The sequence below is a fragment of the Pedobacter gandavensis genome (genome assembly GCF_032677645.1).
Lineage (GTDB): Bacteria > Bacteroidota > Bacteroidia > Sphingobacteriales > Sphingobacteriaceae > Pedobacter > Pedobacter gandavensis_A.
Map to the genome: position 1 here is coordinate 85,745 of NZ_JAVTSB010000002.1, position 26,585 is coordinate 112,329.

A 26,585-nucleotide genomic window follows, 5' to 3' on the forward strand; every position below is an offset into this window, starting at 1 on the left:
TATCTTATAAAAAAAAGGCCATTATCATATAGTGGCCTTTTTTTTGTAACTTGACGGATATGGCTTCTACCATAGCTATATATTTCATAACTTTATATATTACACAACAATTTTCACAGTTACCCTTTGGATTTTATGATGACCTCAAAAATTAAACTACTAGTTATTGATGATGATGACATTAATATCTTCATTATAAAAAAAATAGTAGAAAAGACGGGGTACAACGTAGAAATGGTGGCCAAAACAAACGGACAAATGGCGGTTGATTATATCAACATGACGCTCTCTTTGCAGGAAAGCTTACCTCAGCTGATCCTGATCGACATCAATATGCCGGTGCTGAATGGATGGGAATTTCTGGATGCTTACGGAGCGCTGAATATCGACCAGAAAATAGACATGTATATGCTGTCCTCTTCCGTATACGAAAATGATATCGAAAAGGCGAAAACCTACCAGACTGTGAAAGGGTTTATTTCTAAACCACTTTCGATCGAACGCCTGTCGGAATTATTTAAAATAGTAGAACAGCAGTCTACTGAATCTTAAACTGCCCATCGGTTAGGCTGATAAAACCTGTTGCCCTGGATTTGCCATGATAGAATAAGCAATTCCAGTTTTCTGCCGCAGCCTTCTCCCCAAAAACTTTACGGAGTTCCATTGCTTTTCTGCCGTCAAAGTCATATTTAGCGATAAAATTTCTAAGTAACTCTTCCGGCTCCGGCAATACATCACCCCCGAAAAATACTTTATCCGTTCCGTCGTCCAGTAAAAACGTTTGATGAAATGGCGTATGTGCGCCCGTAAGTTCATAGCTGATCTCCGCAGTAAACTGTCCTGAACCTTCAATAAACACCAGTTGTGCGTTGCGTTGCAGGTATTCGAAAATCTCGGTATGGTAAGAAGAAGAGGTATTGGTAAAGGCATTCTCCCATTCTCCACGCTGAATAACATAAACTGCATTCGGGAAACTCAATTCCATCTTATCACCTACATGATGAATCATCCCACCGGAATGGTCGAAATGTAAATGAGACATCAATACCAATGTCACATCTTCAGGATTAAAACCCGCTTTTTTAATGTTCTCATGAAGGATCAACTGCCCATCTGCATTGCTATAGCCCAAACCCGTGTCCAACAAAATCAACTGATCTTCCATTTTTACTAAAAATGGCTGTACATTGATAAACAAGGATGCCGGACGGTCTTTTGGCTGATCTACAGCAGGATTAAATGGTAAAAACTTTTTAGTGGCATCAACAGAATAGGTCCCTTCGAACAATGTGAAAACTTGCAATGGCGTAGTAATTTTAAGAAGAAATAATTAAATGATATATTTACGAATCATTGCAAAGATAGGGAACCTGGCCGAAATCCGGTTCATACCAGCGTCAAAACCGTTGACCAGGGCCTGAGCAATCCGGAAATACCCGGGGCAAACAATCGGTAATTCGTTTAAAAGACAAGAGACACTAATGGAAAAAATATGGGTGCAGGCAGTAAATGAGGATTTTGAAACCATAGGCGAGCTTGCACAACAATTAAATATAGATCAGAGTTTAGCAGAGGTTTTAGTACAAAGAGGCATCGCTTCTTTTGATGAAGCCAAAGCTTATTTCCGTCCGGATATGACCCAATTACATGATCCTTTCCTCATGAAAGACATGGATAAGGCCATTGCCAGAATTGACCTCGCCCTGAGCAATCAGGAGAAAATCATGGTTTATGGTGATTATGATGTGGATGGAACTACTTCTGTTGCCCTGACCTACAGTTTCTTCAGCCAGTTTACTGATCAGATCGAATATTATATCCCCGACCGCCATAAAGAAGGTTACGGAATCTCTACGCAAGGCATCGATTACGCGAAACAACATGGAATCACCCTGATCATCGCCCTCGATTGCGGGATCAAGTCCGTAGATAAAATAGCTTATGCCAATACCTTAGGGGTAGATTTCATCATTTGCGATCACCATTTTCCAGGTGATGAATTACCGGCAGCAATAGCCATTCTGGACCCAAAACGTCTGGATTGCAGCTACCCTTTTAAAGAACTTGCGGGTTGTGGCATTGGCTTTAAACTTGCCCAGGCATATAGTATCCAACATCAATTACCCGCAGCAGGATACGAACAATATCTGGACCTGGTGATGGTAAGCATTGGCGCTGATATCGTTCCTATTGAAGATGAAAACCGGATATTAGCCTATCATGGGCTGATTAAGCTGAATACCAATCCCTCGAAAGGACTGGCCGCACTGATGAAAATCTCCGGAAAAAACAAAGACTATACCTTAACCGATGTGGTCTTTACCCTGGCGCCAAGAATCAATGCCGCCGGCAGAATGGACCATGCCAACGAGGCGGTAAAAATGCTGCTTTGTACGGAAGATGACCTGGCACTGGAACAAAGTGAATTTATTAACCTCCAGAATACAGATCGTAAAACCACAGACCATACGATTACCGCTGAGGCACTCGCCATCATCGCCGATTGCGAGATCTTAATCAACAAAAAAACAACCGTTATTTACGATGAAAGCTGGAATAAAGGGGTAATTGGAATTGTTGCTTCCCGGTTAACGGAAAAATATTTCCGCCCAACCATCGTTCTTACTTTGTCTAATGGCCTACTGACCGGATCGGCAAGATCGGTTCCGGGATTTGACTTATATGAAGCCTTATTAGGATGTCAGGATTTAATGGTTCAATTTGGTGGACATAAGTTTGCCGCTGGATTAACCATGAAGCCGGAAAATATTGACGCTTTTGCAGATAGATTTGAGCAAATTGTCTCTTCTACCATTACTGAGGATATGTTATGCCCGAAAATCAAGATTGATACCGAGCTGCAATTCTCACAAATTGATGGCAAATTTCAACGGATTATCTCGCAGATGGCCCCTTTTGGGCCACATAACGCGACCCCTGTTTTTGTGAGCCATGGATTAACACTGGTAGGAAAGCCACATGTTGTTGCGACAAAACATTTAAAATTGAACATAAAACAACAAAATTCAGTTATTTTTGAAAGCATTGGATTTGGGTTGGCAGAATATGAAGCCCTCTTGCAACCAAACTTACCTTTCTCCATTTGTTATACCATTGAAGAAAACGTTTGGAGAGACCAGCGACGTTTACAGTTAAACATCAAAGGAATAAAAATTAATTAGCGATCATTCGTACCATACACAACATTGAGATTAAGATATAAATGATATTAAGAGCTGAGAATCTAATCAAAAAGTACAAACAGAGAACCGTTGTAAATGACGTTTCATTTTCTGTGAGCCAGGGAGAAATTGTGGGTTTACTTGGGCCTAACGGAGCGGGAAAAACAACGTCATTCTATATGATTGTGGGTTTGATCAAACCTAATGAAGGCACTATTTTTTTAGATGACGAAGACATTACTTCTGATGCCATGTACAGAAGGGCGCAGAAAGGAATTGGTTATCTGGCGCAGGAAGCTTCTGTATTCCGGAAATTATCTGTGGAAGATAACATTATGGCCATCCTCGAAATGACTAAAATGGGCAAAGAGGAACGTCATGAAAAGCTGGATGAGCTGATCAATGAGTTCAGTTTACATAAAGTGCGTAAAAACCGTGGCGACTTACTTTCCGGTGGAGAACGTCGTAGAACGGAAATCGCAAGAGCCCTTGCCGCTAGTCCGAACTTTATCTTACTCGATGAGCCTTTTGCAGGGGTCGATCCCATTGCTGTTGAGGAGATTCAGGGTATCGTTCATAAACTAAAGCAAAAAAATATAGGTATCTTAATTACCGACCATAACGTGCAGGAAACCCTTTCCATCACCGACAGGGCCTATTTACTATTTGAAGGTAAAATATTAGAATCCGGAACACCAGAGGTACTGGCTGCCAATGAAATGGTAAGACGTGTATATCTGGGCTCAAACTTCGTGCTCCGTACTAAAAAATTATAACCCTTATTACCCCCACACATGGCTATAGTAAATTCGATTTTTACCTGGTATATGAAAAAGCGCGTCCATCAGATTGAGCTTTTCATGAAATATCCACATGATGTACAGGAGGAATGGTTTCAGAAACTGATTTCCAGTGCTGCTGATACAGAATGGGGAACCAAATATGAATACCGCTCTATTTTATCCCCCAGACAGTTCAAACAAAGGGTGCCGATACAAAATTACGACACCCTAAAACCATATATAGAAAGGATGCTCAAAGGCGAGCAAAATATCCTGTGGCCGACAGAAATTAAGTGGTTTGCCAAATCTTCCGGCACCACCAGCGACCGAAGTAAATTTATCCCGGTATCTGAAGAATCTTTACAGGAATGCCATTTTAAAGGTGGAAAAGACTTATTATCTATCTTTTGCAATAACCGTCCGGACAACCAGATTTTAACCGGAAAAGGATTGGTCTTAGGTGGTAGTCACCAGATTAACCAGCTTAATGAAGATTCTTTTTATGGCGATCTATCTGCCGTACTGATTAAAAACCTGCCGATGTGGGCCGAATATTACCGGACACCCAACATTTCCATTGCCCTGATGGACAACTATGAGGAGAAAATGGAAAAGATGGCCGAGGCTACCATCAAAGAAAATGTAACCAATATTGCCGGTGTACCTACCTGGACGCTTGTTCTGGCGAAAAAAGTACTCGAAATTACCGGCAAGAAAAACCTGCTGGAAGTATGGCCTAACCTGGAACTTTATATCCATGGTGCCGTTAACTTTAAACCTTACCGCGAGCAGTTCAAAGAATTGATCCCTTGTAACCAGATGTATTATCTGGAAACCTATAATGCTTCGGAAGGCTTTTTTGGTATTCAGGATGAAGTAGATTCTGATGAACTCCTTTTGATGCTGGATTATGGCATCTACTATGAGTTTCTACCAATTGAACTACTTGATTCCGAAAATCCGGATACCTTATCCCTGGATCAGGTGCAGCTCAATAAAAATTACGCCATCATCATTTCTACCAATGGCGGCCTTTGGCGCTACATGATCGGTGATACCGTACAATTTACCAGCTTATCCCCTTACCGCATTAAAATTACCGGTCGGACCAAACATTTCATCAATGCTTTTGGCGAAGAGGTGATTATCGACAATGCAGAACAAGCCATTTGTAAAGCCTGTACCGAAACCGGCGCCGTCTTTAAGGATTATACCGCCTGCCCGATTTATTTCAAAGGAGAAGAGGTTGGAGGGCATGAATGGATCATAGAATTTGATCAGCAGCCCAATGATTTTGAAAAGTTTATCGATATTTTGGATAATACCTTGCGGGAAGTGAATTCAGACTATGATGCGAAGCGTTTTAAAGATATGGCCTTACGCAGACCGAAGGTTCACAATGCGCCATACAATACCTTTTACAATTGGTTAAAGTCTAAAGGGAAATTAGGTGGACAGCATAAAGTTCCCCGATTGGCAAATGAGCGTACTTATGTAGAAGAAATTTTACCCATGATGGTTAAATAAAATTTTTTGGGTTGGACTTATTGGAAATTAGCTTTTATTTCGTTAAATTTAATTAGCTAATTATTAATGTGTTATGAAAACCGTAAAACAATTACTCAGCACTAAATCATCTAAAATTTTCTCTGTTTCCGCCGATGTATCGGTGTTAGAAGGACTGCAGGTCATGATGGAAAAAAACATCAGCGCGCTGCTCATTATGGAGGGGCGCAAATTATCAGGAATTTTTACAGAAAGAGATTATGCCCGAAAGATTATTCTTCAGGGGAAAACCTCTATTGATACCCCGATAAGTGAGGTGATGACTGCCGATCCGATTACGGTATATTTAGCAGATAGTCTGGATCATTGTATGCAAACCATGACGGATAAGCACATCCGCCATTTACCGGTAATTGAGAACCAGGAGTTGATTGGCATGGTCTCTATTGGTGATGTGGTGAAGTTTATCATCGAGGATCAAAAACAAACGATCTCACAGCTGGAGAATTACATCAGCAGTTAAATAGCCAGGGTTTTCCATCAGTAGCTTAATACAACCTATATGATATAACAAAGAAGGCGGTTCCGTGTAAACAGGACCGCCTTCTTTTTGACTTATTGCTAGTGTAGCTTACCAGATTTTAACACGTTTCTCTGGTGCCAGATATAAAGAATCTTTTGCAGTAACCTTAAAGGCATTATACCATTCAGGGATATTTCTTACCACGCCATTTACTCTAAACTGTGCCGGAGAATGCGGATCAGTACTCACCTGATTTCTCAGCGACTCATCATTTGATTTGTTCAACCAAACTTGTCCCCATCCAAGGAATACCCTTTGCTCACCGGTAAAACCATCCATTACTGGAGATTCTTTACCACCTAAACTAGCTTTATATGCTTTTAAAGCGATACTTAAACCACCAAGGTCTCCGATGTTCTCCCCTAAGGTAAATTCACCGTTTACTTTTAGATCCGGGAATACTTTAAAAGCACTGTATTGTGCGATCAAAGCCTGAGTTCTTTTTTTGAACTCTTCATTGTCTTTTGCAGTCCACCAGTTACGCATTACACCGTCACCGTCGAAAGTACTACCCTGATCATCAAAACCATGTCCTACTTCATGACCGATTACCGCACCAATACCACCGTAATTTACAGCATCTTCTGCATTTAAATCAAAGAAAGGAGGTTGTAAAATAGCCGCAGGGAACACAATTTCGTTCAAGGTCGGGTTGTAATAAGCATTTACAGTTTGTGGATTCATACCCCATTCTGAACGATCTACCGGTTTACCCAATTTATTCAGGTTGCGGTTGTATTCAAATTCAGAAGAACGTTTCTCATTTCCGTAAAGGTCTTTTTTAACTACTTTTAACGCAGAATAATCTCTCCATTTATCAGGATATCCGATTTTTGGCGTGAATTTGCTGATTTTCACTAAAGCTTGTTTTTTAGTCTCCGGACTCATCCAGTCCAGCTCTTTAATACTTACTTCATAAGATTTCAACAGGTTTTCTACCAGTTTCATCATACGCTCTTTTGCAGCAGGTGGGAAATGTTTCTCCACGTATAGTTTTCCAACCATTTCGCCAAGACTACCGTTTACCACATCTACCGCTCTGCGCCATCTTGGTTTCTGCTCTTTTACACCATAAAGTGTTTTTGCATAGAAATCAAAGTTTTCTTCATCAATAGCCGTAGTCAATGCAGACCCTGCTCCGGTTAAGGCACTCCATTTTAAATACGTTTTCCAGGTATCTATAGGTGTGTTTTTGAAAATTGCATTCAGGTCTTTCGTATAGGCCACTTGCGTGATCACGATACTATCCTGGTTTTTAACCCCTGCTTCTGCTAATAAAGTAGTCCAGTCGAAATCAGGAGTCAGTTTGCTCAGATCCTTGATGGCGTATTTATTATACAGGCCAGCCATGTTTCTGGTTTCCTCCTTTTTCATGTGTTTAGCCGCGATTGAACTTTCCAACGCCATGATCTGAGCCGCTTTTGCTTTCGCATCTGCAACACCTGCAAGGGTTAGCATTTTCTCAATGTGTACTAGATATTTGGCACGGATCTCTTTAGATTTAGCATCCTGAAGTAAGTAATACTCTCTTTCCGGTAAACCTAAACCACCTTGCCAGGTGAACAACATATATTTTTTAGGGTCTTTAAAATCTTCAATAACACCTACACTAAAAGGAATATAGTTTCCGATTTTATTCGCGTAAGCAAAATAACCAGCAAGGTCTTTATTGGAAGCAATGCCGTCAATCTTTTTGAATTCGGCTTGCATTGGCGCCAGCCCGATAGAATCACGAACTTTCATGTTCATATAAGCATCATAAAAATCACCGATTTTCTGCTGATCAGATCCTTCCGGAGACTTCTCTTTTGCTGCATTTTCGATAATTTCTTTGACATCTTCCTGCGCTTTATCGTTCACAATAGCACCTGCACCATAAGAAGATTTATCAGCAGGAATCTTAGTGTTTTTAATCCAGGTTCCATTTACGTACTCCATGAAATTATTTCCCGGAGCAACCGTCGTATCCATGTTTTTAAGGATAATTCCGGAGTGTAATTCGGTGTTTTTCTCAGAATTGCTACAGGCAGAAAGCAACAACATAGAGCCTGCAACCACCTGAATTCCAATCGATTTTTTGATATTTATCATAAAAAATTAATATAGGTATGTATCAAATTTAACAAAAGATATGGAATCCAGGTGAGCCTGTTGAAATTAGCGGACTGCGATGAAAATATCGACTTCCGCAGCTTCGCGATTTTGTGATTTCTCGCCATAAACTTCGAAATCAGTAGTATAAGCACGGGATACTCCTGATTTCCATATATCTATCCAGGCGTTGTAAACCAATCCTTCGTTCAGATTTCCTTTTAGGGCATGCTTTTGATAGGCTCCGCCTGCGATGGTTACCCCGCGCATTCCTTCAGGAATCTGATCCAGATTTTGAACTGCATAGCCGATAACCGTGGTATAAGGCTGGGTAAAATCGCCTTCATAATCTGTGTATATACTGTAGACCTCATCGCCTAGTTTATTGTCGAGTTTTGAGGCAATATTTTCAGAAATGAACCTCGCCCATAAGGCAGGGATATCAATTGCGGCTTTGCCCGGATCATTACTGGTGCTTACTGCAAGTCCGACTACAAAAAAGGGTGTTAGCGTTATGTTTTCCATGTGTTTAAGATTAATTGTTTTGCAATTTGTTCAGGTATAATTTTCTAATGATTGATAGGGCAAATTTAAAGGAGCTGGTGACAACCTTATGTCAGGAGTGTTTTGATTTTCTAAACAAATTGCAAAATAATAAAACTTTTAACGGCAGCAGGCTCAACACTTCTGCGGGTTCCGCGAGGTCTACCGGTTTAGCTGCATCAACTATTCCTCTGTTTCATCAGATGAGTAGAACCAAATCAACTGGTTCAGTTTAACACCTCAATGTCAACAATTCATAGAAATATGGCCCCGGATATGATCTCCCCTTTAAATTTACGTTAAATCTTTAGTGCTTAATGTCCAGTTAACATAAGCCTTATAACTTCATAGTAAATCAAAAACATAGGACGATGATCAGTACAAAGATTCTTTATAAAGCAGTTTTAAAAAAAGATCAGGTAGATGACAGTCATACCTTCCAACCCTTGCCACTACCCACCGGCAGCTACCCTTACCGCTTAAATCTGGAGCAAAAACCGGGTAATGAAAACCCTCAGGCCATGGTATTCCACATGGTAGGTGATACCGGCGGATTTAAACAGCCTGATTTGCAAAAACAAATCGCCAGTCAGATGGCACAACAATATTTGCAGGCCGCTAGTCCCGAAGAACGCCCTTGTTTCTTATATCATTTAGGAGACCTGGTCTATCATTATGGGGAACCCGATCAATATCAGGATCAGTTTTTGAAACCTTATGAAAGCTACCCTGGTCCTATTTTCGCCATTGCCGGAAACCACGATACGGACGTAAACCCAAATTCAACAGAGCACCATGAACCCCTGGAAGCTTTCTATACGGCTTTTTGTAATACTTGTCCGGCAACCCTGCATTTCGGAACAGAAGTAACCAGAAAGAGTCAGGTCCAACCTAATGTATACTGGACGATGGAAAGCCCTCTGGCCACAATTATCGGTCTTCATACCAATGTACCCAAGTTTGGTTGTATCAAAAAAGAACAACAGGACTGGTTTATTAAAGAGCTGAAACACGCCGCAAAGTACCGTTCAGAAAAAGCAATTATTGTGTGTATGCACCATGCCCCGTATTCGGCAGATGTGAATCATGGTTCCAGCATGGCTATGGTAGAATTTCTGGAAGCATCATTTGCTGCCGCAGGCGTAAAACCAGACCTGATTTTTAGCGGCCATGTGCACAATTACCAGCGCTTTACCAAGCATTATCCAGACGGAAAAACCCTGCCTTTTGTGGTTGCCGGAGCGGGAGGTTTTGATGAGCTTCATGCTTTAGCAGATCCGGAAGAACCTGGCTACCATACCGAAAATGAATTGTTCGATCAGGTGAGCCTGGAAAACTATTGCGACAACAGACATGGCTTCCTGAGAATTGCCATTGAAAAAACACCTTTTAAATTTACCATCAAAGGCGAGTACTATACACTTTCTGCCGAAAATCATGGAAATCAGGAGCAGGAAGCCCTATTATTTGATGAATTTAAGATAGACTTAACCGGAAGGTAAGCCTCCGCTGCCGCTCCCTCCTGCTGTTTTCTTGTTTATTTTTTATAACATTGGGCGGGATATTCATGGAAATACAAAGATTGGAGCAACTGGAAGACAAGGAACTACTCCTCAAATTGAAAGAGGGAGATGAGCTTGCTTTTGTAAAAATCTACAATCAATACCGGAATAAGGTATATAACTATGCGTATCAACTCAGTAAATCCCCGGATACGGCCGAAGAGATTGTACAAGAGGTCTTCATCAGGCTCTGGCAAAAACGGGAACAAATCAACACCGACTTCTCTTTTTCAGGATACATCAAGAAGATCACGTTAAATCATGTATTGAACCACCTGAAAAAGATTGCCCGTGAAAAGGCTTTACAGGAAGAGGTATTTCATCATATTTCCGGGAATACAAGTCGCGCAGAAGATCAGTTGCTCGAAAAAGAGCTTAGGAAAGTCTATGAAGCGGCCATTGCACAGCTCCCGGCACAGAAAAAGCTGATTTATCAAATGGTTCGTTCCGAAGAACTCAGTCATGAAGAAATCGCTGTAAAGCTTAATATCTCTAAAAATACAGTCAAAAACCATATGGTGGAAGCCAGTAAATCTGTGCGCGAATATGTGCGTAGAAATGGTGGCGTGATTTGTTTTATCCTTGCTTCCTCAAATTATTTTCATTCCAACTAGTCCTACCCGCCATTACAGTTGTATGGTAAGTAGTCATGGAAGAAAAAGAAGAATTAATCCGTCTATATCAACTGTATTTAAACAACCGCTGTACGGCGGAAGAGTTGAATCGTTTCCTGATCCTCATCCATAAAGGAGAAGAAGAGGAAAACCTCGTTCAATTGTTGTCGGCAACCTGGGACCAAACACCTATGGCTCCGGAAACCGGATTATTGCCTTATTTTCTTCCTGAAGAACAGCAAACCCTTCCTTTTTCAGCATCCTACCCGATGTTCCGCTACGTTGCGGCCATTGCGGCCATGCTAGTCCTGATTTGCGGTATTTACTTTTACCGTTCCGACTTATTAACAGGCCTTGGGGCTACTCCAGCTATGGAAATAGCCAGCGTTAGCAATACCCGCAAACAAATACAACTTTCTGATGGTACAAAAGTATGGCTGAGCCCGCATAGTAAACTGACTTACCCGGCCAGTTTTGCAGGCAACACCCGTTTGGTGAGCCTGGATGGTGAAGCTTTTTTTGAAGTAGCGCATGATACCAACCACCCTTTCATCATCCAGACAGGAAAAGTAAGCACCCGGGTTTTAGGGACCAGCTTCAGCTTATCGGCCTATGCTAACGAGGAGGATGTCAATATTACCTTGCTCACCGGAAAGGTAGCCGTAACACTTGATGCGGTCGGAAAAACCAAAGAAGCCATCATTACCGCCAATCAGCGCGTATCTGTGGATAAAAAACAAGAAACCATCAGCAGTATCAACTTCCCGGATGCCAAAGATTTCCTGGACAGACGTCTGGGACTTTTCGACTATAAGGGAACACTGCTACCGGAAGTGGTTGAAGATCTGGAAATGCAGTATCAGGTACAGATCAATCTTGCTCCTGAATTGAAAAACCACCGTTTTTATGGTCATCTGGATATGAATACCCCCCTGGCACAGTCCCTGGAAAAATTAAGTACGGTGATGGAAACTACCTGGAAAAAAGATGGAGGGCAATATGTAATTACAAAATAAATGTCCGGCTTCTATCAAAGAAAACCGGACAAGTACCTGAATCAATTTAAAAATGCCCACAGCCTTGAGAACTTAGGGGCATATAAAATCAATATTTAATATAAAGTTATGAAAAAATACGGACCTAAAAGGTTCCTGGCAGTTATCGCCTTAATGTTACTATTTGTACTCCTGATGCAACTGACTACCCATGCACAAACGCCATTGGAGCAGCGATTGACCATCAGCCTGAAAGAAGAACCCCTAAAAACCGCCTTAGATAAAATCAGTAAATTGAGTCAGGTTAAATTCACTTACAATGAGCAGGTAGCCAATAGTCCGGTAAAAATCACGGTAGAAGCTAAAAACAAAACCCTGAATGAAGTGCTGACCATGGCCTTTTCCGCACAGCCTTTTAAATTTAAGGCCCTGGATAAGGAAGTTCACATACAATATGACGCGACGAAAGGAAAAAAGCTGGTAGCCGATCCGGCGGCAAATCCGGCGAAAAACGCAGACAAGTACAGTTTAAGTGGTACGATCTCTTCTTCTAAAACCGGAGAAACACTGATTGCAGCTACCGTACGCTGGCTTGAAACCAAAGTTGCCACCCTCAGTAATGAATATGGCTTCTATTCGATCAGCCTTCCAAAAGGAACACAACAGATAGAAATTTCGGCTATTGGCTTCCGCAGTCTTACTAAAACTATTGAACTGAACGGCCCCATGCGTTTGAATATCGCTTTGGAAGAAGATGCAAATGAACTGGAAACCGTCAGTATTACGGCTACTTCGGCTAAAAGAAGTATAGACAACCCTCAGATGGGCATGGAACGCGTTAATCTTAAAGAAACGAAGAACATTCCAATGGTTTTGGGCGAGCGTGATGTGATCAAGACTTTACAATTACTCCCTGGTGTTAAATCATCCGGAGAAGGTGCCGGTGGCTTTTTTGTCCGGGGAGGAAGCGCTGATCAGAACATGATTCTACTGGATGAAGCTCCGGTATATGGCGCTTCTCACCTGCTGGGTTTCTTTTCCACCTTTAATTCCGACGCCATCAAAAACGTAACGCTTTATAAAAGTGGCATGCCTGCACAATATGGTGGTGGACTTTCTTCCGTAATGGATGTAAAAATGAATGATGGAAATCTTCAGAAATTCGGAGTAAGTGGTGGTGTAGGTATGATTGCGGCAAGATTAAACGTAGAAGGACCGATACAAAAAGAAAAATCTTCTTTCCTGATTTCTGCCCGCAGAACTTACCTTGATGCTTTCCTTAAACTCTCCAAAGATTCTGCCATCCGCAACAGCAGCCTGTATTTTTACGATGTAAATGCCAAAGCCAATTACATTCTAGGGGAGAAAGACCGTATTTATGTATCCGGATATTTTGGTCGTGATGTATTGTCGGCAGATAAACTGGCCGGTATCAACTGGGGAAATGCCACTGCTACCCTACGCTGGAATCACTTGTTTAGCAACAAACTATTCTCCAATACTTCCTTGATTTTCAGCAATTACAACTACAAAATCACCTCTGATGAGGAAGAAAGCTCCTTAACCTTATTTTCTCAAATCAGAGATTTTAACTTTAAAGAAGACCTGCAATGGTTTATCAACGATAAAAACACCCTCAGCTTTGGCTTAAACTCCATTTACCATACCATCAAACCGGGAGAAGTAAGGGCAGAAGGCAATTCAGGCATGGTTTCTCAGGATCTGGAAAACCGCTATTCTCTGGATAACGCCATCTATGCCAGCAATACCTGGAAAGTATCGGAAGGCTTTAGCCTAACCTATGGCTTGCGCTTATCCGCCTTTAGTATCCTGGGGAAAGGCACTTACTATGATATCAATAATGCCGGACAAGTGATCGGCGAAACCTATTATAAAAGAGGCGAAGTAGTGAAAACTTATGTGAACCTCGAACCAAGAATTGCGGCATCGCTACAACTTTCTGAGTCGGCTGCGTTAAAAGCTTCCTATGTGCGTAATGCGCAGAATTTACACTTGATTTCCAATTCCAATTCTGCTTCTCCGGTAGACCGCTGGACGGCCAGCACCAATATCATTAAGCCGGAACTCAGCGATCAGGTATCCTTAGGCTATTATAAAAACCTGGCCGGAGACCGTTATGAGCTGACCGTAGAAACCTATTATAAAGACTTAAAAAACCAGATCGACTACCGCAATGGTGCCGACATTTACACTAACAAGCCGATAGAAACGCAATTACTTTTTGGTAAAGGACGCGCCTACGGTGTAGAATGGCTGCTGAAAAAGAAAACCGGCAAGTTTACCGGATGGCTGGCCTATACCCTTTCCAAATCCGAAAGACAGGTAGATGGCATCAACAACAACCAATGGTACAATACCAGACAAGACCGGACGCATGACATTTCTATTGTGGGTATGTATGAGCTGAATAAAAAATGGTCCTTCTCTGCCAACTGGGTTTTTGCGACCGGCAATGCTGTTACCTTCCCGAATGCGAAATACACCTTGCTTGGAGAAAGTTATTTCTATTACTCGGCAAGGAATGCAGACCGTATGCCGGCTTATCACCGCCTGGATCTTGGCGCCACCCATATCCTGAAAAAGAGAAAGAACTTCTCTTCTGAGCTGAGTTTTAGCTTATACAATGCTTACGGCCGTTCCAATGCCTATAGAATCGGCTTCCGCGAAAATGAAAATGAACCCAACGTAACCGAGGCAGTCATGACCAGCTTATTCAGGTTTGTCCCTTCCATTTCTTACGATTTCAAATTTTAACCCACAGACCTTAACCCATGAAAAATATATCCTGCTTACTCTTATTAATCCCTGTATTATTCGGTTCCTGCGAAAAGGTAATTGATTTAAAATACACCGATAATGAAGTTAAATTTGTGATTGAAGGCACGCTGACCAATGAACCTGGCAGCTGTACCGTCCTGCTCAGTAAAACCAGAAACTTTAAAGACAGCAGTCCTTTTAGTGGCTTATCGGGTGGTATGGTTAAAATTGAAAATAACGGGACTACTTATACCCTACCGGAAACTAGTCCGGGGGTCTATAAGCTGTCTACCTTAACCGGTGTTCCCGGCCAGACTTATCATTTGACCGTTGCCGTGGAAGGCCAAACTTTCAGCGCTTCCAGCACCATGCCCTTACCGGTTCCTTTCGATGATTTTTACCTGAAACCGAAAGATTTCGACAGCCTGCGGACCATCACCTATGTGAAATATAAAGACCCCGCCAACCAGGCAAACTTTTATTGGTTTGAGCTGTTTGTCAATGATAAAAGACAACGAAATTTCAGCCTGATGAACGATCAATTCACTCCTGGTCAGGAAGTAAACACGCCTGTCATTTTTGAGAATAAAACCGATGATTTGTCAAGGAACTTTAAAAAAGGAGACAAATTAGCACTCGAAATGCATAGTATTGATGCTTCTGTTTACCTTTATCTCTTCAGTTTATCCGCTGCGGAAGGTTCTGATAATGGAGCCGCGCCAGCCAATCCACTGAGCAATTTAACCGGTGGTGCATTGGGTTTTTTCAGTGCGCAAACCACGCAAAAAAGAACGTTAGTGATCCCGTAAAATGAATGAGTTATTAGACAAAAATCTGAGCATTGTTACGCTATTTGGATTTGTAATCATCCTCACCTTAGTAGAAATGTACTTTAGCTACGTCCATGATAAAAAAATGTATCATGGACGTGATACTTTAACCAATGTTTACCTGATGGTGGCTGCCTTTGTAGTGAACCTCACCATGAAAACAGCAACTTTCTTCTTGCTGGATTACTGTTATACTTATTACCGCCTTTTTGAAATTTCCAATGTCTGGTTATATTGGATCGTGCTCATCCTGGCACAAGACCTCCTTTATTGGTTGTTGCATACCACCGGACATTATGTACGCTTATTCTGGGCGATGCATGTGACTCACCATTCTTCCGAGTTTTTCAACCTGACTACCGGTTTCAGGTCTACCGTATTTGAACCTTTATACCGCGTATTTTTCTATTTGCCACTCGCTTTTATGGGTTTCAATGCTTTTGACATCCTTTTTGCCTACCTGATCACTCAGATTTACGGCAATCTGGTACATACACAAGCCATCGGAAAACTACATCCCTGGATAGAATATATTTTTGTAACCCCTTCTCACCACCGCGTTCACCATGCCAGTAACATTAGGTATCTGGATAAAAACATGGGTATGGTGCTGATTTTATGGGACCGTTGGTTCGGTACTTTTCAGGAGGAAATCCCTGAAGAGGAAATTCATTATGGATTAACCTCACAACCGGAAGACCATGGCGCTGTAAATGTGATCTTTCATGAGCTGATTGCCCTTTCTAACGATGTAAAAAAGGCACCTGGCTGGAAAAACAAACTGAAATACCTGTTTAATCCACCTGGATGGAGCCATGACGGGGCCAGTAAAACTTCTAAAACACTACAGAAAGAGCTCCTGGATCGGGCCTAATGCTTTTTATCAGGTCTGAGTCTTTCTGATCAGCATCAATTATTCAAATGATTTTAATCAGCTCCGCTTTCGGAATTTGTCGGGAGATTTAGCACACAAAACCCCTGACATTTTGTTAGGTATAGAATTACCCGCTAAACTTCTTTAAAGCTGATTAAAATCTATGAATATCCCCAACTACAGTACTGCAGAACAAGCCGTACAAATCATTAAATCAGGCGACCGCGTATTTATTCATGGCAGCGCTGCTACACCGGTTCACCTGGTTAAAACCTTACAAAAAAGATATAACGAGCTAAAAAATGTAGAAATCACGAGTATTACCACGCTTGGGGATATAGATTTTAACCAAAGTCCTTACCGGGAAAGTTTTTTCGTGAACTCGCTATTTGTATCTGCGAATACCAGAGCAGTTGCCAATAGCCTGCATGGTGATTATATTCCCATTTTCCTGAGTCAGATTCCTAAATTATTCAAAGAAGGATTTTTACCGATTGATGTGGCCCTGGTGCAGGTATCAGAACCTGATGCCCATGGTTATTGCTCTTTAGGAACCTCGGTTGATATCGCCCGGGCGGCAGTAGATACCGCAAAACACATCATCGCACAGGTGAATCCAAGAATGCCAAGAACACACGGTGATGGCTTTATTCACATCAGCCAGATCCAGGCATTGGTTTATTTTGAACAGGAATTACCGGAAGTGGATTATTCGGCGAAGACCAGCGAAGCCACCATTACCATCGGTGCCCACATCGCTTCTTTAGTAGAAGATGGGGCCACGCTGCAATTGGGTATTGGCGGGATTCCGGATCAGGTATTGAAAAACTTAACCGGCCATAAAAACCTGGGCTTACATACAGAAATGCTTTCCGACGGTGTGATTCCATTGATTCAAAGCGGGGTGATCAACAATAGCCTCAAAAAGATAAACCGCGGTAAATGCATCACTTCTTTTATGATCGGTACCCGAAAATTATATGATTTCGTAAATGACAATCCCATCATCCGCGTGATGGATATTTCCTATGCAAATGATACCAGTGTCATCCGGAAAAACCCTAAAGTAACGGCGATAAATTCGGCTATTGAACTGGATTTAACCGGCCAGATCTGTGCAGATTCTATGGGTACTTATCAATATTCGGGTATTGGCGGACAAATGGATTTTATCCATGGAGCTTCGCTTTCTGAAGGTGGGAAACCAATTATCGCCCTTCCATCGGTCACCTCTAAAGGTGTTTCCAGAATCGTTCCCTTTTTAAAGGAAGGTGCCGGTGTAGTGACCACAAGGGGCCATGTACACTGGGTCGTTACAGAATACGGGAAGGTCAACCTCTTTGGAATGAGCTTAAAACAGCGGGCGAAAGCCCTGATCAATCTGGCACATCCAATGCATAGGGAAGAGTTGGAACGCGCTTTCCAGGACCGGTTTAATCATTAAATAAAATCTCTGTTGAAAATGACCGGAAGCCTTCAGATAAAATACCTAACGTTAGGTATTTTATCTGAAGTTTTAAGCACACATATTTGTAATGCTGATTCAAATTTAGGTTCATTCCATACCGGCGGTAACATGAGGGATTGCCGTCGGTTTTTAACTTAAAAGAGCACATCATTCAGACTTTCATCCTTATTAAAGATACTTTTCGCAAATGGGCATAAAGGAAGGATTTTCACTTTCTGTTGCCTCGCATAATCTACCGCGGCTAAAACCATTGCTTTTCCTAACCCTTGTCCGGAATAATCAGGTTTCACTTCCGTATGTTCTATCACCATTTTCCCCGGGCCAGCCCAGGCATAATTCATGATTGCTGCGGTCTTGTCCTCATTTACAGCTTTAAAATAGCCACCTTTATTTTCATTTAGATGTTCAATTTTCATAAGAATAAATTTATGGGTTCAAGGATGATTTGGTTTAAGTATGGAGCCTAATTTTTAATATTCCTTCCCTGTTCAGGTAAAGGCACGAAGTCGGTTTCTCCAGGCACCTTTTCAAAAGACTGTTCCAGCCATTTCGTTTTTGCCTGTTCAATGATATCTTTTGAAGTCGCTACAAAATTCCAGTAGATGAAACGCTCTTCCGGAAAAGGTGTACCTCCAAAAATGTAGACTGTCGTATTTTCCTGCATCACAAATTCACATAATTTACTGTCCCTGGCCACCAAAAGTTGCTTAGGTTCGTAAGTATGCCCCTCACTTTCAATCGCACCTTCCAAAATGTACAAGCCACTTTCTCCAAATAGATCTTCCCCGATTTTAACGGTTTTACGCTCCTTTGTTTTAAGTTCTAAAAAGTAAAGCGGACTAAAAACAGGCACCGGAGATTCCTTTCCAAAAGCAGTACCGGCAATCAGCTTAAAAGAAACACCATCACTTTCCCAGGCAGGGATTTGGGAGGATTCCACATGAAAAAATTCGGGTGCCATGTCTTCTATTTCTTTAGGCAAAGCCACCCAGATTTGCAGGCCATGCAGCATTTTATCGGAATCACGGAGGTAAGCAGGGGTTCTTTCCGAATGCACAATTCCCTTTCCGGCGGTCATCCAGTTTACTTCACCAGGTTTAATCTCTACCTCATTTGCCAGACTGTCTTTGTGCATAATACTGCCTTCGAAAAGATAGGTCAGGGTAGAAAGTCCGATATGTGGATGTGGAGGGACGTCAAGATTTTCATGGTCACTTAAGCAAACAGGGCCCATATGGTCAATAAAAGCAAATGGCCCGACCATTCTTTTTTCGCGGAATGGCAGTAGTCTGCCGACCATAAAATTGCCAATGTTACTTGCTCTTTCTTCAATGATCAGTTTGATATTCGACATAAGGAATTCTCTTTTATTCTAAGTTACCATTAAAAGAGGCGCAATTAAAGAATTAATTAAACTTTAACCTATAACTAAGAAAAGCCCCATCCCTTAACAGGACAGGGCTTTATAAGCAATAAATTGTTTAGTTTTCCTGTAGTTCTGCGACTTGCAGCTGCGGAGCGAACTGTTCCGCTAAATGCGCACGGTATCTTTTAAGATCCGTTTCCAGATCTGCATTCTTCTCTACATCATGGAAGTGAATACCTGGCAATGGTTTCATACCGGTAAAGGCATTCATGCGGTGGAATCCAAATAATGGCCCGTCATCCACACTTCTCTCGTTAAAGAACTCTCCGGGAAGCGTAAAAGCTTCTTTTGGTGCATTCCAGGAAGTCGTTAACATATATTTTTTACCGGTTAATAATCCGCCGGTACCATAGTTAATGGTTGGGTTTTCCGCAGAACGCCCGTCACTTTTATAAATCCCTCTGTTATGTCCAACGGTAAACACCACATCAATATATTTTTTCAATCCATGAGGTACCTGGAACCACCAGATTGGCGTATGGTAAATCACCACATCTGCCCAGGTGTATTTTTCTACCTCTTCAATCGGATCATAATCCTCATTTACATTCGTTATTTTTACTTCAAAACCAGGTTGGTCTTCAAAAAACCGAATGGTTTCTGCTGTTACTGTTGCATTAAAACGGCCACCGGAATGACCAAAAACTTGTCCCCCATTGATTACAAATACTTTCATTTTTATATCTTTTTACTAATGATTAAATCTTTAAGCGCTTTGTTGATCGCTGCCAGCTCATCTTCCTTGTTAAACTCCTTAGAATCTGAACCATGAATAGCCTCACGCTTTCTATGATACAAATTTAAGGAGCTTCTTTGTATAATTAAAATCACTTAAATCATATCTTTGTATCATAATTATAATACAAGGCTAAAAATTCTAATACAATAACAAATGGTAAATTTAGAGTGGTTCAGAACATTTAAAGCGATTTATGAAACCGGTACGCTAACTGGTGCCGCAGAAGTTTTATACATTTCACAGCCAGGGGTCAGCTTACACCTGAACTCACTGGAGGCCTATGTAGGCTATAAACTATTCGACAGAACTTCCCGAAAAATGGTCTCTACAGAAAGAGGAAAAGTGTTGTACAACTATATCCTGGATGCCATCACCAAACTGGAAACTGCCGAGCATCATTTTCATAAGAGCACCGAAAAAGATACCCCAACGATCAGCATCGGGATGTGTTTTGAGACTTTTCAATTTACGCTGGAATCTTATTTACCAAGCCTTCCCTTCAATGTGATCATCAAATTCGGAGAATATCCGGAAATGTTGAGCGATCTGGACAATGGCATCCTTGACCTAATCATCACCCCTCAGAAAGGAGATTCTAACAATATCAATTACCTCCCTTTTTCAAAAGAAAAGATTGTATTGGTTGCCGGAAGCCAGACGGAGACCGGTAATTTCGAAAAATTGCTTAAAACAGGAGACATGATGGAGGTACATGCTTGGCTTAAACAACAAACCTGGTATGGCACTACTGCGGATATGGAGCATTTAAGGCGTTTCTGGCACCTTAACTTCAATAAGCGCCCAGACTTCAAGCCCAACTACATTGTGCCCAACCTGAGCTCTATTGTGCGCTGCATTAGCGGACAAAACGGTGTAGCTATCATTCCTGATTTTTTATGTAGAAAAGAGATAGAAAGTGGTCAAATGAAAGTGATCTGGGAAGGGAATGATGTGATTGAAAACACGCTTTACTTTTCTACGCGGAAAAAGACCATCTATGCCGCAGAAATCAAAATCATTGAAGAAATCTTTATGAAGGAAATGGGTGGCTTGATCACCGCATAAAATCTAAAAAAGAGGGTAATCATCATTGATGATAAGCCCTCTTCTATTTTCAAAAGATAAATATATTGCCGTTGTTTAATTAATGCGCGGCTGTTTTTGAGAACACATTGATCACAATTACACCAGCAATGATCAATCCGATCCCCAGTAATGCAGGTAAATCCAGCGACTGCTTATACAGGAAATAACTTGCTGCGGAAACCAATACAATCCCTACTCCAGACCATAAAGCATAAGCAATGCCCACAGGAATGGTTTTTAAGGTTAAACTGAGAAAGTAAAAAGCAACCAGATACCCAACAACCACAATAATGGAAGGAAGGGGTTTAGAGAATTGCTCAGAGGCTTTCAAAGCACTTGTAGCAATTACCTCAGCAATAATCGCGATGAAAAGAAAAAGAAACTTCATGTTAGAATTTGTAAGTTAAACCGGCCCCAAAGATCTGTTTTATTTGCAATACCGGACGAGATTCTCCGGAACCATCATTTTTAGCAATTTTGGTCTTATCATCATAGAGAAATTGTGCCCCTGCATTTACGGAAACAAACTTGTTAACCTTCAGGAAGATATTGGCGGTATAATCTGTGTATATATTCTGTGGTTTATCCAGATAATTTGAATATAATTTCAGAATATTCTCAAAACTAATGTTCTCCATCAGGTTGATTTTATAATAGGCATCCAGGGAAGCTCCAAATTGGAAATCGCTTTTCTTACCCGGATCTACCCCATAGGCACCCGCATCAGAAAGCGCTTTATTGGTTACAAAAACCATTCTCACGGCGGCAGGAGAGATATTGATTCTGAAATTATCAGAACGTTTATACGCAAAACCTGGTCCGAAGGTTAGGTATGCCGGCGCAAAAGCCGTAGAAATCAAGGTTCTTCCAGTGCCGGAATAATTATAACCATCTGCAAACTGCGTTTGAAAGTTGGCATAAAAGGTATACATCCAATATTTAGCCGCTTTATAACCCACCAAACTATTCAGAATCACCTTGTCATCATTTTTACGAACACCAACCCCATCCTGTTTACTCAGGCCATAGCCTAGAATCACTTTATTGTCCCAACTCAGTTTATCCTTCTTATAGTTAAAATCGTAGTTGAACAGGATATTTCCGGCAAAGGCATTGACCCCTCCCGCTGCCCAGTTCGAAAAGGAACTCTGGTTAATCAAAAAGGTATTTTCTCCATGGATAGTCCACCTTTTAGCGGTGTCTATAGCAGCAGGGGTCTGAGCATAGCCAGACATACTGAAAAATGAAACGACAAAGAGTAGTAGTAATCTTTTCATAACTAAGCATTTAAAGGGTTAAAAAATAAAAGGCTGTTTAGGAAAAGACAAAAAACACGCGGAATTGTTCAGTTAAAATGGAGAAACATGGGGATGGCGCCGGATTTCGATTTGTTGTAAAACCAAAAAAGCCTCTCAGTTTTCACTGAAAGGCTTTCTACTTTGGCTCCCTCTGCTGGGCTCGAACCAGCGACCCTCTGATTAACAGTCAGATGCTCTAACCAGCTGAGCTAAGAAGGAGTACTGGCTACCAAAATAAACGTCTTTTTGAAGCTTTAAAACAACAATAAGTTTCGTTCGTTTTGGGAATGCAATATTAGGGGTTTTAATTTATTTATGCAATATTTGTAACGAAATATTTTAAAATAATTTTAAGAAAATATCTATGAGCCTGATAATCATAGGGACTGTGGCATTTGATGCTATTGAAACTCCCTTCGGAAAAACAGATAAGATAGTCGGAGGAGCCGCTACTTATGCAAGTTTAGCTGCATCTTACTTCTATGATAAGGTGAAAATCGTCGCAGTTGTGGGTGATGACTTCCAAAAAGAAGACATTGATACCTTCAATGCACACGGAATTGATACCGAAGGATTACAAATAAAAGAAGGAGAAAAATCTTTCTTCTGGTCAGGAAAATACCACAATGACATGAACAGCAGAGACACTTTAGTCACTGAATTAAATGTATTGGCGGATTTCGACCCGATCATTCCTGAAAATTACCAGGATTGTGAGTACCTGATGCTGGGTAACCTTACACCGGTTATTCAACGTACAGTAATCGAAAGACTAAAAAACAGACCAAAACTAATCGTTTTAGATACGATGAACTTCTGGATGGACATCATGATGGACGACCTGTTGGAAACGATCAAACTGGTAGACGTATTGACTATCAATGATGAAGAAGCCCGTCAACTATCAGGAGAATACTCTTTAGTGAAAGCTGCTAAGAAAATCCTGACTATGGGTCCAAAATACCTGATCATCAAAAAAGGTGAACATGGTGCATTGCTATTCCATGAAGATAAAATATTCTCTGCACCGGCATTGCCATTGGCAGAAGTATTTGATCCAACCGGCGCGGGAGATACTTTCGCAGGTGGTTTCATTGGCTATTTGGCAAAAGTAGGTACGATAAACTTCAATAACATGAAGAATGCAATTATCTACGGTTCTGCTTTAGCTTCTTTCTGCGTAGAGAAATTCGGAACAGAAAAGATCCTTAACCTGACAGACAAAGAAGTTGCTGATCGTATTCAGGAATTTGTAAAACTAAGCTCATTTACCATTGAGGCTTAATCAATAATTACAGATCATTTGAAAACAAAAAACGGAGTGCTGGACCAGCACTCCGTTTTTTTTATGAACTAAAATTAGAAATCAAACCCCTTTCCACAGGGGAAACCCTTATAATTTCCCTACAACTTTAAACTTCTCAAACACGCTTTCCGTATGCGGTGCATCAGCGAGTTCTTCCGTCAGGTCTTGTCCGGCCCAATGTTCATAATGCTTTCCATTACGCCATAAACGGCTTTCCGTAACCTCATAAATCAGCCCGAGGTAGGCCACCCAGATCTCCGGCTTGTCCTGTCCGTTACGCAGGGCCAATTGTTGTTTCGTATAAACAGGTAGCTCCATTAGACTTTGGATTTACTTTTCAACCATTCAAAAAGATAAACGCTCATTAATAACATTCCCATAAAATAAAAGTGACTTTCGAAAGGAATGGCACCGATTTTTAAGTCCAGTGTGTCCTGATAAGAGATCACTGGAAGGCTAGAAATAACCCCATAGGCTATAAAAAAGAGCAGTAGAGAAACCAGATAACCACGGTAAAACCGATAGCTAAAACGCAGTTTGTTGAGGTATTCTATGTAAAGGATCAATACGAACAGCAGTCCAAAAGTAACCGTACTGTACCATTTCAGGTGTGCAAAAAACAGCATGGCAATACAAATACCCAGCATCAGGTTGCTCATAGAAAGGCTGAACTTATCCAGTCCGTTCTCCGGAAAAAATGCATTTAAGCTTTGGTAGATGGCAATTCCTGCAAGGCAGCTGCTCAGGTAAAAAACACATTCTTCGATCGGAATGATCCAGAGTTTGGTTCCCGATACATAAGCCGGATTAAATACCCAGGCGCCAAAAATCACAAATAGTGTCGCACAAAAAGAGAAGATCAATGCGGTAATAACCGCTGCCGGAAGGGCAAATTTTATCGTTTGTTGGAAGTTTGTTTTTTTAACAAAGAGTAGCAGGATTGGAATCAGCAGGATGCCTAAAGCCAGCAACAGATAAGTAAGGTTCATTTATTAAATAGTTAAGCCCAAAAATATGATTTTGACCTCAGTTCCCAATTTTCTTTTTTCCAGCTACAACTTTTCTTTTTTTCACCACAAAAAAAACGCCTTAACGTAGGCGTTAAGGCGTTTTAAATATCATTCACAAGGAATATTACATGATCTCGGCTCCTAAAATCTCTTTAGAATAAGTCTTCAGATATTTTTTAAGGATCTGACGGGCAACATGAATTCTTGTTTTTACGGTACCAATTGGAATATCTAAAATCTCTGCAATTTCATGGTATTTGTATCCTTCAAAATATTTGATGAATGGCACATAATACTCTGGTTGAAGCGTGGCTAAAGCTTTATTGATATCGCCTATAATGAACTTACTATCGCTGGTATTTTTTGATGCACTATAGTGCAGATTAGCGGAAGAAATATCGTCTGATTTGGTAATTAAAGCGTTAGTTTTCACTAAGCGTCTGTAATTATTGATGAAGGTGTTTTTCATGATGGTGAACAACCATCCTTTTAAATTGGTACCTTCTTTAAATTTACTGTAATAGGTTACAGCTTTCAACATTGTGTCCTGTACTAAGTCATTTGCATCCTCAATATCTTTGGTAAAATTTAAAGCGAATGACTGCAACGAAACAGAATGATCGTTTAGTTGGAGGTTGAATTCATTTTTTGTCATAATGTTTTAAGTTTTAAGGTTAAAAAGGCAAACAAACAAAGATTTATGAGTGGCGCTCGCTAGTTTGTTTAATCTTACACACCAAATGCTATACAACATTAGTACCAAAAAATCAATAGCTATATTAAGAAATTGTTTTTCGGGGTTGGCTATGACAAAGAGCCCTGTGTCACAAAATATTTACTTCCCTTTCTAATCGGACCCCAAACTTGGCCTCCACGGTATTTATAATGTTTTCTGAAAAACTGTACACTTCCTGTCCAGTAGCCTGTCCATGGTTAACAAGCACCAATGCCTGATTTTTCCAGGTTCCGGTTTGTCCAACTACCTTACCTTTAAACCCACATTGCTCAATTAACCAACCTGCAGCAAGTTTCACTTTATCAGGAGGAACCTGATAATGAACAACTTCAGGAAAGTTCTCATAAACCTTTTTAAATTCAGACGCTGCAATTACAGGATTCTTAAAGAAACTACCAGCATTCCCAATAGTTGTAGGGTCAGGTAATTTGCTCACGCGGATATGCGCGACTACAGCGGAAACATCGGCGATGGTTGGCTTGCTAATGCCACGATTGGCCAGCTCTTGCTGAATCGCTCCATATTGCGTGTTAATTTTCGCTACACGACTTAAGCGGAAACGTACTTCTGTGATCAGATATTGCCCTTTTAACTCATTTTTAAAAATGCTGTCGCGATAACCGAACTTACAATCCGCATGATTAAAAGACCTCGCTACACCCGTACTAATTTCCATACCAATACAAGATTCGAAAACATCTTTCAGTTCTACGCCATAAGCACCAATATTCTGGATTGGCGAAGCGCCTACAGTCCCGGGAATCAAAGTCAGGTTTTCTACGCCGGCATAACCATGTTGTACACAATAACCGACAAAATCATTCCATACTACCCCTGCCCCTGCGGTTACGATCACCTCATCACCCTCATCCACTACCGAAATACCAGGAATACTCACTTTAACAGCCAATCCTTCAAAATCATGGGTAAACAACACATTGCTCCCCCCGCCTAAAATCAACAACGGTTGTGTGTTAATCAGCTCCGAAGCCAGAAGCTCCTGCAGGTCTGCTGGTGTCACTATCTCTGCGAAATAACGGGCTTTAACAGCGATACCAAACGTATTATAAGGTTTTAATGAAGTGTGTTGCTGGAAGATGGTCATACTTAAAATGTACTGATTTGCTATAGGCTACAAATGTAATTGTTCGGGAGGGGAATCAACATGATTAAATA

Annotated in this window: 26 protein-coding genes and 1 tRNA gene; 14 read left to right on the forward strand and 13 right to left on the reverse strand. The window is 41.1% G+C overall.

Annotated features, from left to right (window positions below; genetic code table 11):
• The first annotated feature begins 135 nt into the window (after positions 1-135).
• On the forward strand, positions 136-552 hold the full coding sequence (locus R2Q66_RS03905) for a response regulator (protein WP_316746693.1): 417 nt from the start codon (positions 136-138) through the stop codon (positions 550-552).
• On the opposite strand, the gene R2Q66_RS03910 is transcribed toward R2Q66_RS03905, so the two are convergent.
• A complete protein-coding gene (locus R2Q66_RS03910) occupies positions 539-1,303 on the reverse strand; it encodes an MBL fold metallo-hydrolase (protein ID WP_316746694.1) in 765 nt (254 codons plus the stop codon). The two genes, R2Q66_RS03905 and R2Q66_RS03910, sit on opposite strands and share 14 nt — an antisense overlap.
• Positions 1,304-1,481: 178 nt before the next feature.
• Between R2Q66_RS03910 and recJ the strand changes: the two genes are divergently transcribed.
• From recJ to R2Q66_RS03930, 4 genes are all read left to right on the forward strand, one after another.
• The gene (gene recJ, locus R2Q66_RS03915; protein ID WP_316746695.1) at positions 1,482-3,182 is read left to right on the forward strand and encodes a single-stranded-DNA-specific exonuclease RecJ; all 1,701 of its coding nucleotides are present in this window, start codon (positions 1,482-1,484) and stop codon (positions 3,180-3,182) included.
• A 41-nt stretch (positions 3,183-3,223) separates the two neighbouring features.
• Positions 3,224-3,958: an LPS export ABC transporter ATP-binding protein gene (lptB, locus tag R2Q66_RS03920; RefSeq protein WP_316746696.1), complete on the forward strand. Its 735-nt coding sequence runs from the start codon at positions 3,224-3,226 to the stop codon at positions 3,956-3,958.
• Positions 3,959-3,976: 18 nt separating this feature from the next.
• Complete coding sequence (locus R2Q66_RS03925) at positions 3,977-5,491, forward strand: GH3 auxin-responsive promoter family protein (protein WP_316746697.1); 1,515 nt, start codon at positions 3,977-3,979, stop codon at positions 5,489-5,491.
• A 73-nt stretch (positions 5,492-5,564) separates the two neighbouring features.
• Positions 5,565-5,993 (forward strand): CBS domain-containing protein, encoded by a 429-nt coding sequence (locus R2Q66_RS03930; protein ID WP_316746698.1) that lies wholly within the window; start codon positions 5,565-5,567, stop codon positions 5,991-5,993.
• 108 nt (positions 5,994-6,101) lie between these two features.
• On the opposite strand, the gene R2Q66_RS03935 is transcribed toward R2Q66_RS03930, so the two are convergent.
• Positions 6,102-8,144, reverse strand: coding sequence for a M13 family metallopeptidase (locus R2Q66_RS03935; protein ID WP_316746699.1), 2,043 nt, complete (start codon positions 8,142-8,144; stop codon positions 6,102-6,104).
• A 66-nt stretch (positions 8,145-8,210) separates the two neighbouring features.
• Positions 8,211-8,669: a GyrI-like domain-containing protein gene (locus R2Q66_RS03940; RefSeq protein WP_316746700.1), complete on the reverse strand. Its 459-nt coding sequence runs from the start codon at positions 8,667-8,669 to the stop codon at positions 8,211-8,213.
• A 389-nt stretch (positions 8,670-9,058) separates the two neighbouring features.
• On the opposite strand from R2Q66_RS03940, the gene R2Q66_RS03945 reads away from it, so the two are divergent.
• From R2Q66_RS03945 to R2Q66_RS03975, 7 genes are all read left to right on the forward strand, one after another.
• Positions 9,059-10,189: a metallophosphoesterase family protein gene (locus R2Q66_RS03945; RefSeq protein WP_316746701.1), complete on the forward strand. Its 1,131-nt coding sequence runs from the start codon at positions 9,059-9,061 to the stop codon at positions 10,187-10,189.
• 65 nt (positions 10,190-10,254) lie between these two features.
• Positions 10,255-10,863, forward strand: coding sequence for an RNA polymerase sigma-70 factor (locus R2Q66_RS03950; protein WP_316746702.1), 609 nt, complete (start codon positions 10,255-10,257; stop codon positions 10,861-10,863).
• A 35-nt stretch (positions 10,864-10,898) separates the two neighbouring features.
• The gene (locus R2Q66_RS03955) at positions 10,899-11,879 is read left to right on the forward strand and encodes a FecR family protein (RefSeq protein ID WP_316746703.1); all 981 of its coding nucleotides are present in this window, start codon (positions 10,899-10,901) and stop codon (positions 11,877-11,879) included.
• Positions 11,880-11,987: 108 nt separating this feature from the next.
• Positions 11,988-14,633: a TonB-dependent receptor gene (locus R2Q66_RS03960; RefSeq protein ID WP_316746704.1), complete on the forward strand. Its 2,646-nt coding sequence runs from the start codon at positions 11,988-11,990 to the stop codon at positions 14,631-14,633.
• A 17-nt stretch (positions 14,634-14,650) separates the two neighbouring features.
• Positions 14,651-15,445, forward strand: a complete 795-nt coding sequence (locus R2Q66_RS03965) for a DUF4249 domain-containing protein (RefSeq protein ID WP_316746705.1) — start codon at positions 14,651-14,653, stop codon at positions 15,443-15,445.
• Position 15,446: 1 nt separating this feature from the next.
• Positions 15,447-16,340, forward strand: a complete 894-nt coding sequence (locus R2Q66_RS03970) for a sterol desaturase family protein (RefSeq protein WP_316746706.1) — start codon at positions 15,447-15,449, stop codon at positions 16,338-16,340.
• A 163-nt stretch (positions 16,341-16,503) separates the two neighbouring features.
• Positions 16,504-17,784: an acetyl-CoA hydrolase/transferase family protein gene (locus R2Q66_RS03975; protein ID WP_316746707.1), complete on the forward strand. Its 1,281-nt coding sequence runs from the start codon at positions 16,504-16,506 to the stop codon at positions 17,782-17,784.
• Positions 17,785-17,942: 158 nt separating this feature from the next.
• Here the strand turns inward: R2Q66_RS03975 and R2Q66_RS03980 are convergent, their stop codons facing one another.
• From R2Q66_RS03980 to R2Q66_RS03990, 3 genes are all read right to left on the reverse strand, one after another.
• Complete coding sequence (locus tag R2Q66_RS03980; RefSeq protein WP_316746708.1) at positions 17,943-18,224, reverse strand: GNAT family N-acetyltransferase; 282 nt, start codon at positions 18,222-18,224, stop codon at positions 17,943-17,945.
• Between the two features lie 47 nt (positions 18,225-18,271).
• Positions 18,272-19,162, reverse strand: a complete 891-nt coding sequence (locus tag R2Q66_RS03985) for a pirin family protein (RefSeq protein ID WP_316746710.1) — start codon at positions 19,160-19,162, stop codon at positions 18,272-18,274.
• 127 nt (positions 19,163-19,289) lie between these two features.
• Complete coding sequence (locus tag R2Q66_RS03990; protein ID WP_316746711.1) at positions 19,290-19,910, reverse strand: NAD(P)H-dependent oxidoreductase; 621 nt, start codon at positions 19,908-19,910, stop codon at positions 19,290-19,292.
• A gap of 216 nt (positions 19,911-20,126) precedes the next feature.
• On the opposite strand from R2Q66_RS03990, the gene R2Q66_RS03995 reads away from it, so the two are divergent.
• On the forward strand, positions 20,127-21,038 hold the full coding sequence (locus R2Q66_RS03995; protein ID WP_316746712.1) for a LysR family transcriptional regulator: 912 nt from the start codon (positions 20,127-20,129) through the stop codon (positions 21,036-21,038).
• A 79-nt stretch (positions 21,039-21,117) separates the two neighbouring features.
• On the opposite strand, the gene R2Q66_RS04000 is transcribed toward R2Q66_RS03995, so the two are convergent.
• The 3 genes from R2Q66_RS04000 to R2Q66_RS04010 form a co-directional block, all read right to left on the reverse strand.
• Complete coding sequence (locus R2Q66_RS04000; RefSeq protein ID WP_316746713.1) at positions 21,118-21,447, reverse strand: multidrug efflux SMR transporter; 330 nt, start codon at positions 21,445-21,447, stop codon at positions 21,118-21,120.
• 1 nt (position 21,448) lies between these two features.
• Positions 21,449-22,336, reverse strand: coding sequence for a DUF3078 domain-containing protein (locus R2Q66_RS04005; protein WP_316746714.1), 888 nt, complete (start codon positions 22,334-22,336; stop codon positions 21,449-21,451).
• 163 nt (positions 22,337-22,499) lie between these two features.
• Positions 22,500-22,576, reverse strand: a tRNA-Asn gene (locus R2Q66_RS04010).
• 145 nt (positions 22,577-22,721) lie between these two features.
• Between R2Q66_RS04010 and R2Q66_RS04015 the strand changes: the two genes are divergently transcribed.
• A complete protein-coding gene (locus tag R2Q66_RS04015) occupies positions 22,722-23,642 on the forward strand; it encodes a PfkB family carbohydrate kinase (protein WP_316746715.1) in 921 nt (306 codons plus the stop codon).
• 108 nt (positions 23,643-23,750) lie between these two features.
• Here R2Q66_RS04015 and R2Q66_RS04020 read toward each other — a convergent pair whose 3' ends face one another.
• The 4 genes from R2Q66_RS04020 to murB all read right to left on the reverse strand — a co-directional run bounded on the left by R2Q66_RS04020 (position 23,751) and on the right by murB (position 26,514).
• On the reverse strand, positions 23,751-23,981 hold the full coding sequence (locus R2Q66_RS04020) for a cytochrome b5 domain-containing protein (RefSeq protein ID WP_316746716.1): 231 nt from the start codon (positions 23,979-23,981) through the stop codon (positions 23,751-23,753).
• Positions 23,981-24,652 (reverse strand): lycopene cyclase domain-containing protein, encoded by a 672-nt coding sequence (locus tag R2Q66_RS04025; protein ID WP_316746717.1) that lies wholly within the window; start codon positions 24,650-24,652, stop codon positions 23,981-23,983. Before R2Q66_RS04025 ends, R2Q66_RS04020 begins: the two co-directional genes overlap by 1 nt.
• 145 nt (positions 24,653-24,797) lie before the next feature.
• Positions 24,798-25,328, reverse strand: coding sequence for an RNA polymerase sigma factor (locus R2Q66_RS04030; RefSeq protein ID WP_062546813.1), 531 nt, complete (start codon positions 25,326-25,328; stop codon positions 24,798-24,800).
• Positions 25,329-25,497: 169 nt separating this feature from the next.
• Positions 25,498-26,514, reverse strand: coding sequence for a UDP-N-acetylmuramate dehydrogenase (gene murB, locus R2Q66_RS04035; protein ID WP_316746718.1), 1,017 nt, complete (start codon positions 26,512-26,514; stop codon positions 25,498-25,500).
• Positions 26,515-26,585 lie beyond the last annotated feature (71 nt).

Excerpts from the sequence above, each read along its gene's own strand:
- lptB (WP_316746696.1), top strand. The coding sequence starts at position 3,224 with ATGATATTAAGAGCTGAGAATCTAATCAAAAAGTACAAACAGAGAACC.
- R2Q66_RS04025 (WP_316746717.1), bottom strand. The coding sequence starts at position 24,652 with ATGAACCTTACTTATCTGTTGCTGGCTTTAGGCATCCTGCTGATTCCA.
- R2Q66_RS04015 (WP_316746715.1), top strand. The coding sequence starts at position 22,722 with ATGAGCCTGATAATCATAGGGACTGTGGCATTTGATGCTATTGAAACT.
- R2Q66_RS03955 (WP_316746703.1), top strand. The coding sequence starts at position 10,899 with ATGGAAGAAAAAGAAGAATTAATCCGTCTATATCAACTGTATTTAAAC.
- R2Q66_RS03985 (WP_316746710.1), bottom strand. The coding sequence starts at position 19,162 with ATGTCGAATATCAAACTGATCATTGAAGAAAGAGCAAGTAACATTGGC.
- R2Q66_RS03935 (WP_316746699.1), bottom strand. The coding sequence starts at position 8,144 with ATGATAAATATCAAAAAATCGATTGGAATTCAGGTGGTTGCAGGCTCT.
- R2Q66_RS03960 (WP_316746704.1), top strand. The coding sequence starts at position 11,988 with ATGAAAAAATACGGACCTAAAAGGTTCCTGGCAGTTATCGCCTTAATG.
- R2Q66_RS03950 (WP_316746702.1), top strand. The coding sequence starts at position 10,255 with ATGGAAATACAAAGATTGGAGCAACTGGAAGACAAGGAACTACTCCTC.
- R2Q66_RS04005 (WP_316746714.1), bottom strand. The coding sequence starts at position 22,336 with ATGAAAAGATTACTACTACTCTTTGTCGTTTCATTTTTCAGTATGTCT.
- R2Q66_RS03945 (WP_316746701.1), top strand. The coding sequence starts at position 9,059 with ATGATCAGTACAAAGATTCTTTATAAAGCAGTTTTAAAAAAAGATCAG.
- R2Q66_RS03965 (WP_316746705.1), top strand. The coding sequence starts at position 14,651 with ATGAAAAATATATCCTGCTTACTCTTATTAATCCCTGTATTATTCGGT.
- R2Q66_RS03975 (WP_316746707.1), top strand. The coding sequence starts at position 16,504 with ATGAATATCCCCAACTACAGTACTGCAGAACAAGCCGTACAAATCATT.
- R2Q66_RS03990 (WP_316746711.1), bottom strand. The coding sequence starts at position 19,910 with ATGAAAGTATTTGTAATCAATGGGGGACAAGTTTTTGGTCATTCCGGT.
- R2Q66_RS03940 (WP_316746700.1), bottom strand. The coding sequence starts at position 8,669 with ATGGAAAACATAACGCTAACACCCTTTTTTGTAGTCGGACTTGCAGTA.
- R2Q66_RS03970 (WP_316746706.1), top strand. The coding sequence starts at position 15,447 with ATGAATGAGTTATTAGACAAAAATCTGAGCATTGTTACGCTATTTGGA.
- R2Q66_RS04020 (WP_316746716.1), bottom strand. The coding sequence starts at position 23,981 with ATGGAGCTACCTGTTTATACGAAACAACAATTGGCCCTGCGTAACGGA.
- R2Q66_RS03995 (WP_316746712.1), top strand. The coding sequence starts at position 20,127 with ATGGTAAATTTAGAGTGGTTCAGAACATTTAAAGCGATTTATGAAACC.
- R2Q66_RS04000 (WP_316746713.1), bottom strand. The coding sequence starts at position 21,447 with ATGAAGTTTCTTTTTCTTTTCATCGCGATTATTGCTGAGGTAATTGCT.
- R2Q66_RS03925 (WP_316746697.1), top strand. The coding sequence starts at position 3,977 with ATGGCTATAGTAAATTCGATTTTTACCTGGTATATGAAAAAGCGCGTC.
- recJ (WP_316746695.1), top strand. The coding sequence starts at position 1,482 with ATGGAAAAAATATGGGTGCAGGCAGTAAATGAGGATTTTGAAACCATA.
- R2Q66_RS03980 (WP_316746708.1), bottom strand. The coding sequence starts at position 18,224 with ATGAAAATTGAACATCTAAATGAAAATAAAGGTGGCTATTTTAAAGCT.
- R2Q66_RS03930 (WP_316746698.1), top strand. The coding sequence starts at position 5,565 with ATGAAAACCGTAAAACAATTACTCAGCACTAAATCATCTAAAATTTTC.
- murB (WP_316746718.1), bottom strand. The coding sequence starts at position 26,514 with ATGACCATCTTCCAGCAACACACTTCATTAAAACCTTATAATACGTTT.
- R2Q66_RS03905 (WP_316746693.1), top strand. The coding sequence starts at position 136 with ATGATGACCTCAAAAATTAAACTACTAGTTATTGATGATGATGACATT.
- R2Q66_RS04030 (WP_062546813.1), bottom strand. The coding sequence starts at position 25,328 with ATGACAAAAAATGAATTCAACCTCCAACTAAACGATCATTCTGTTTCG.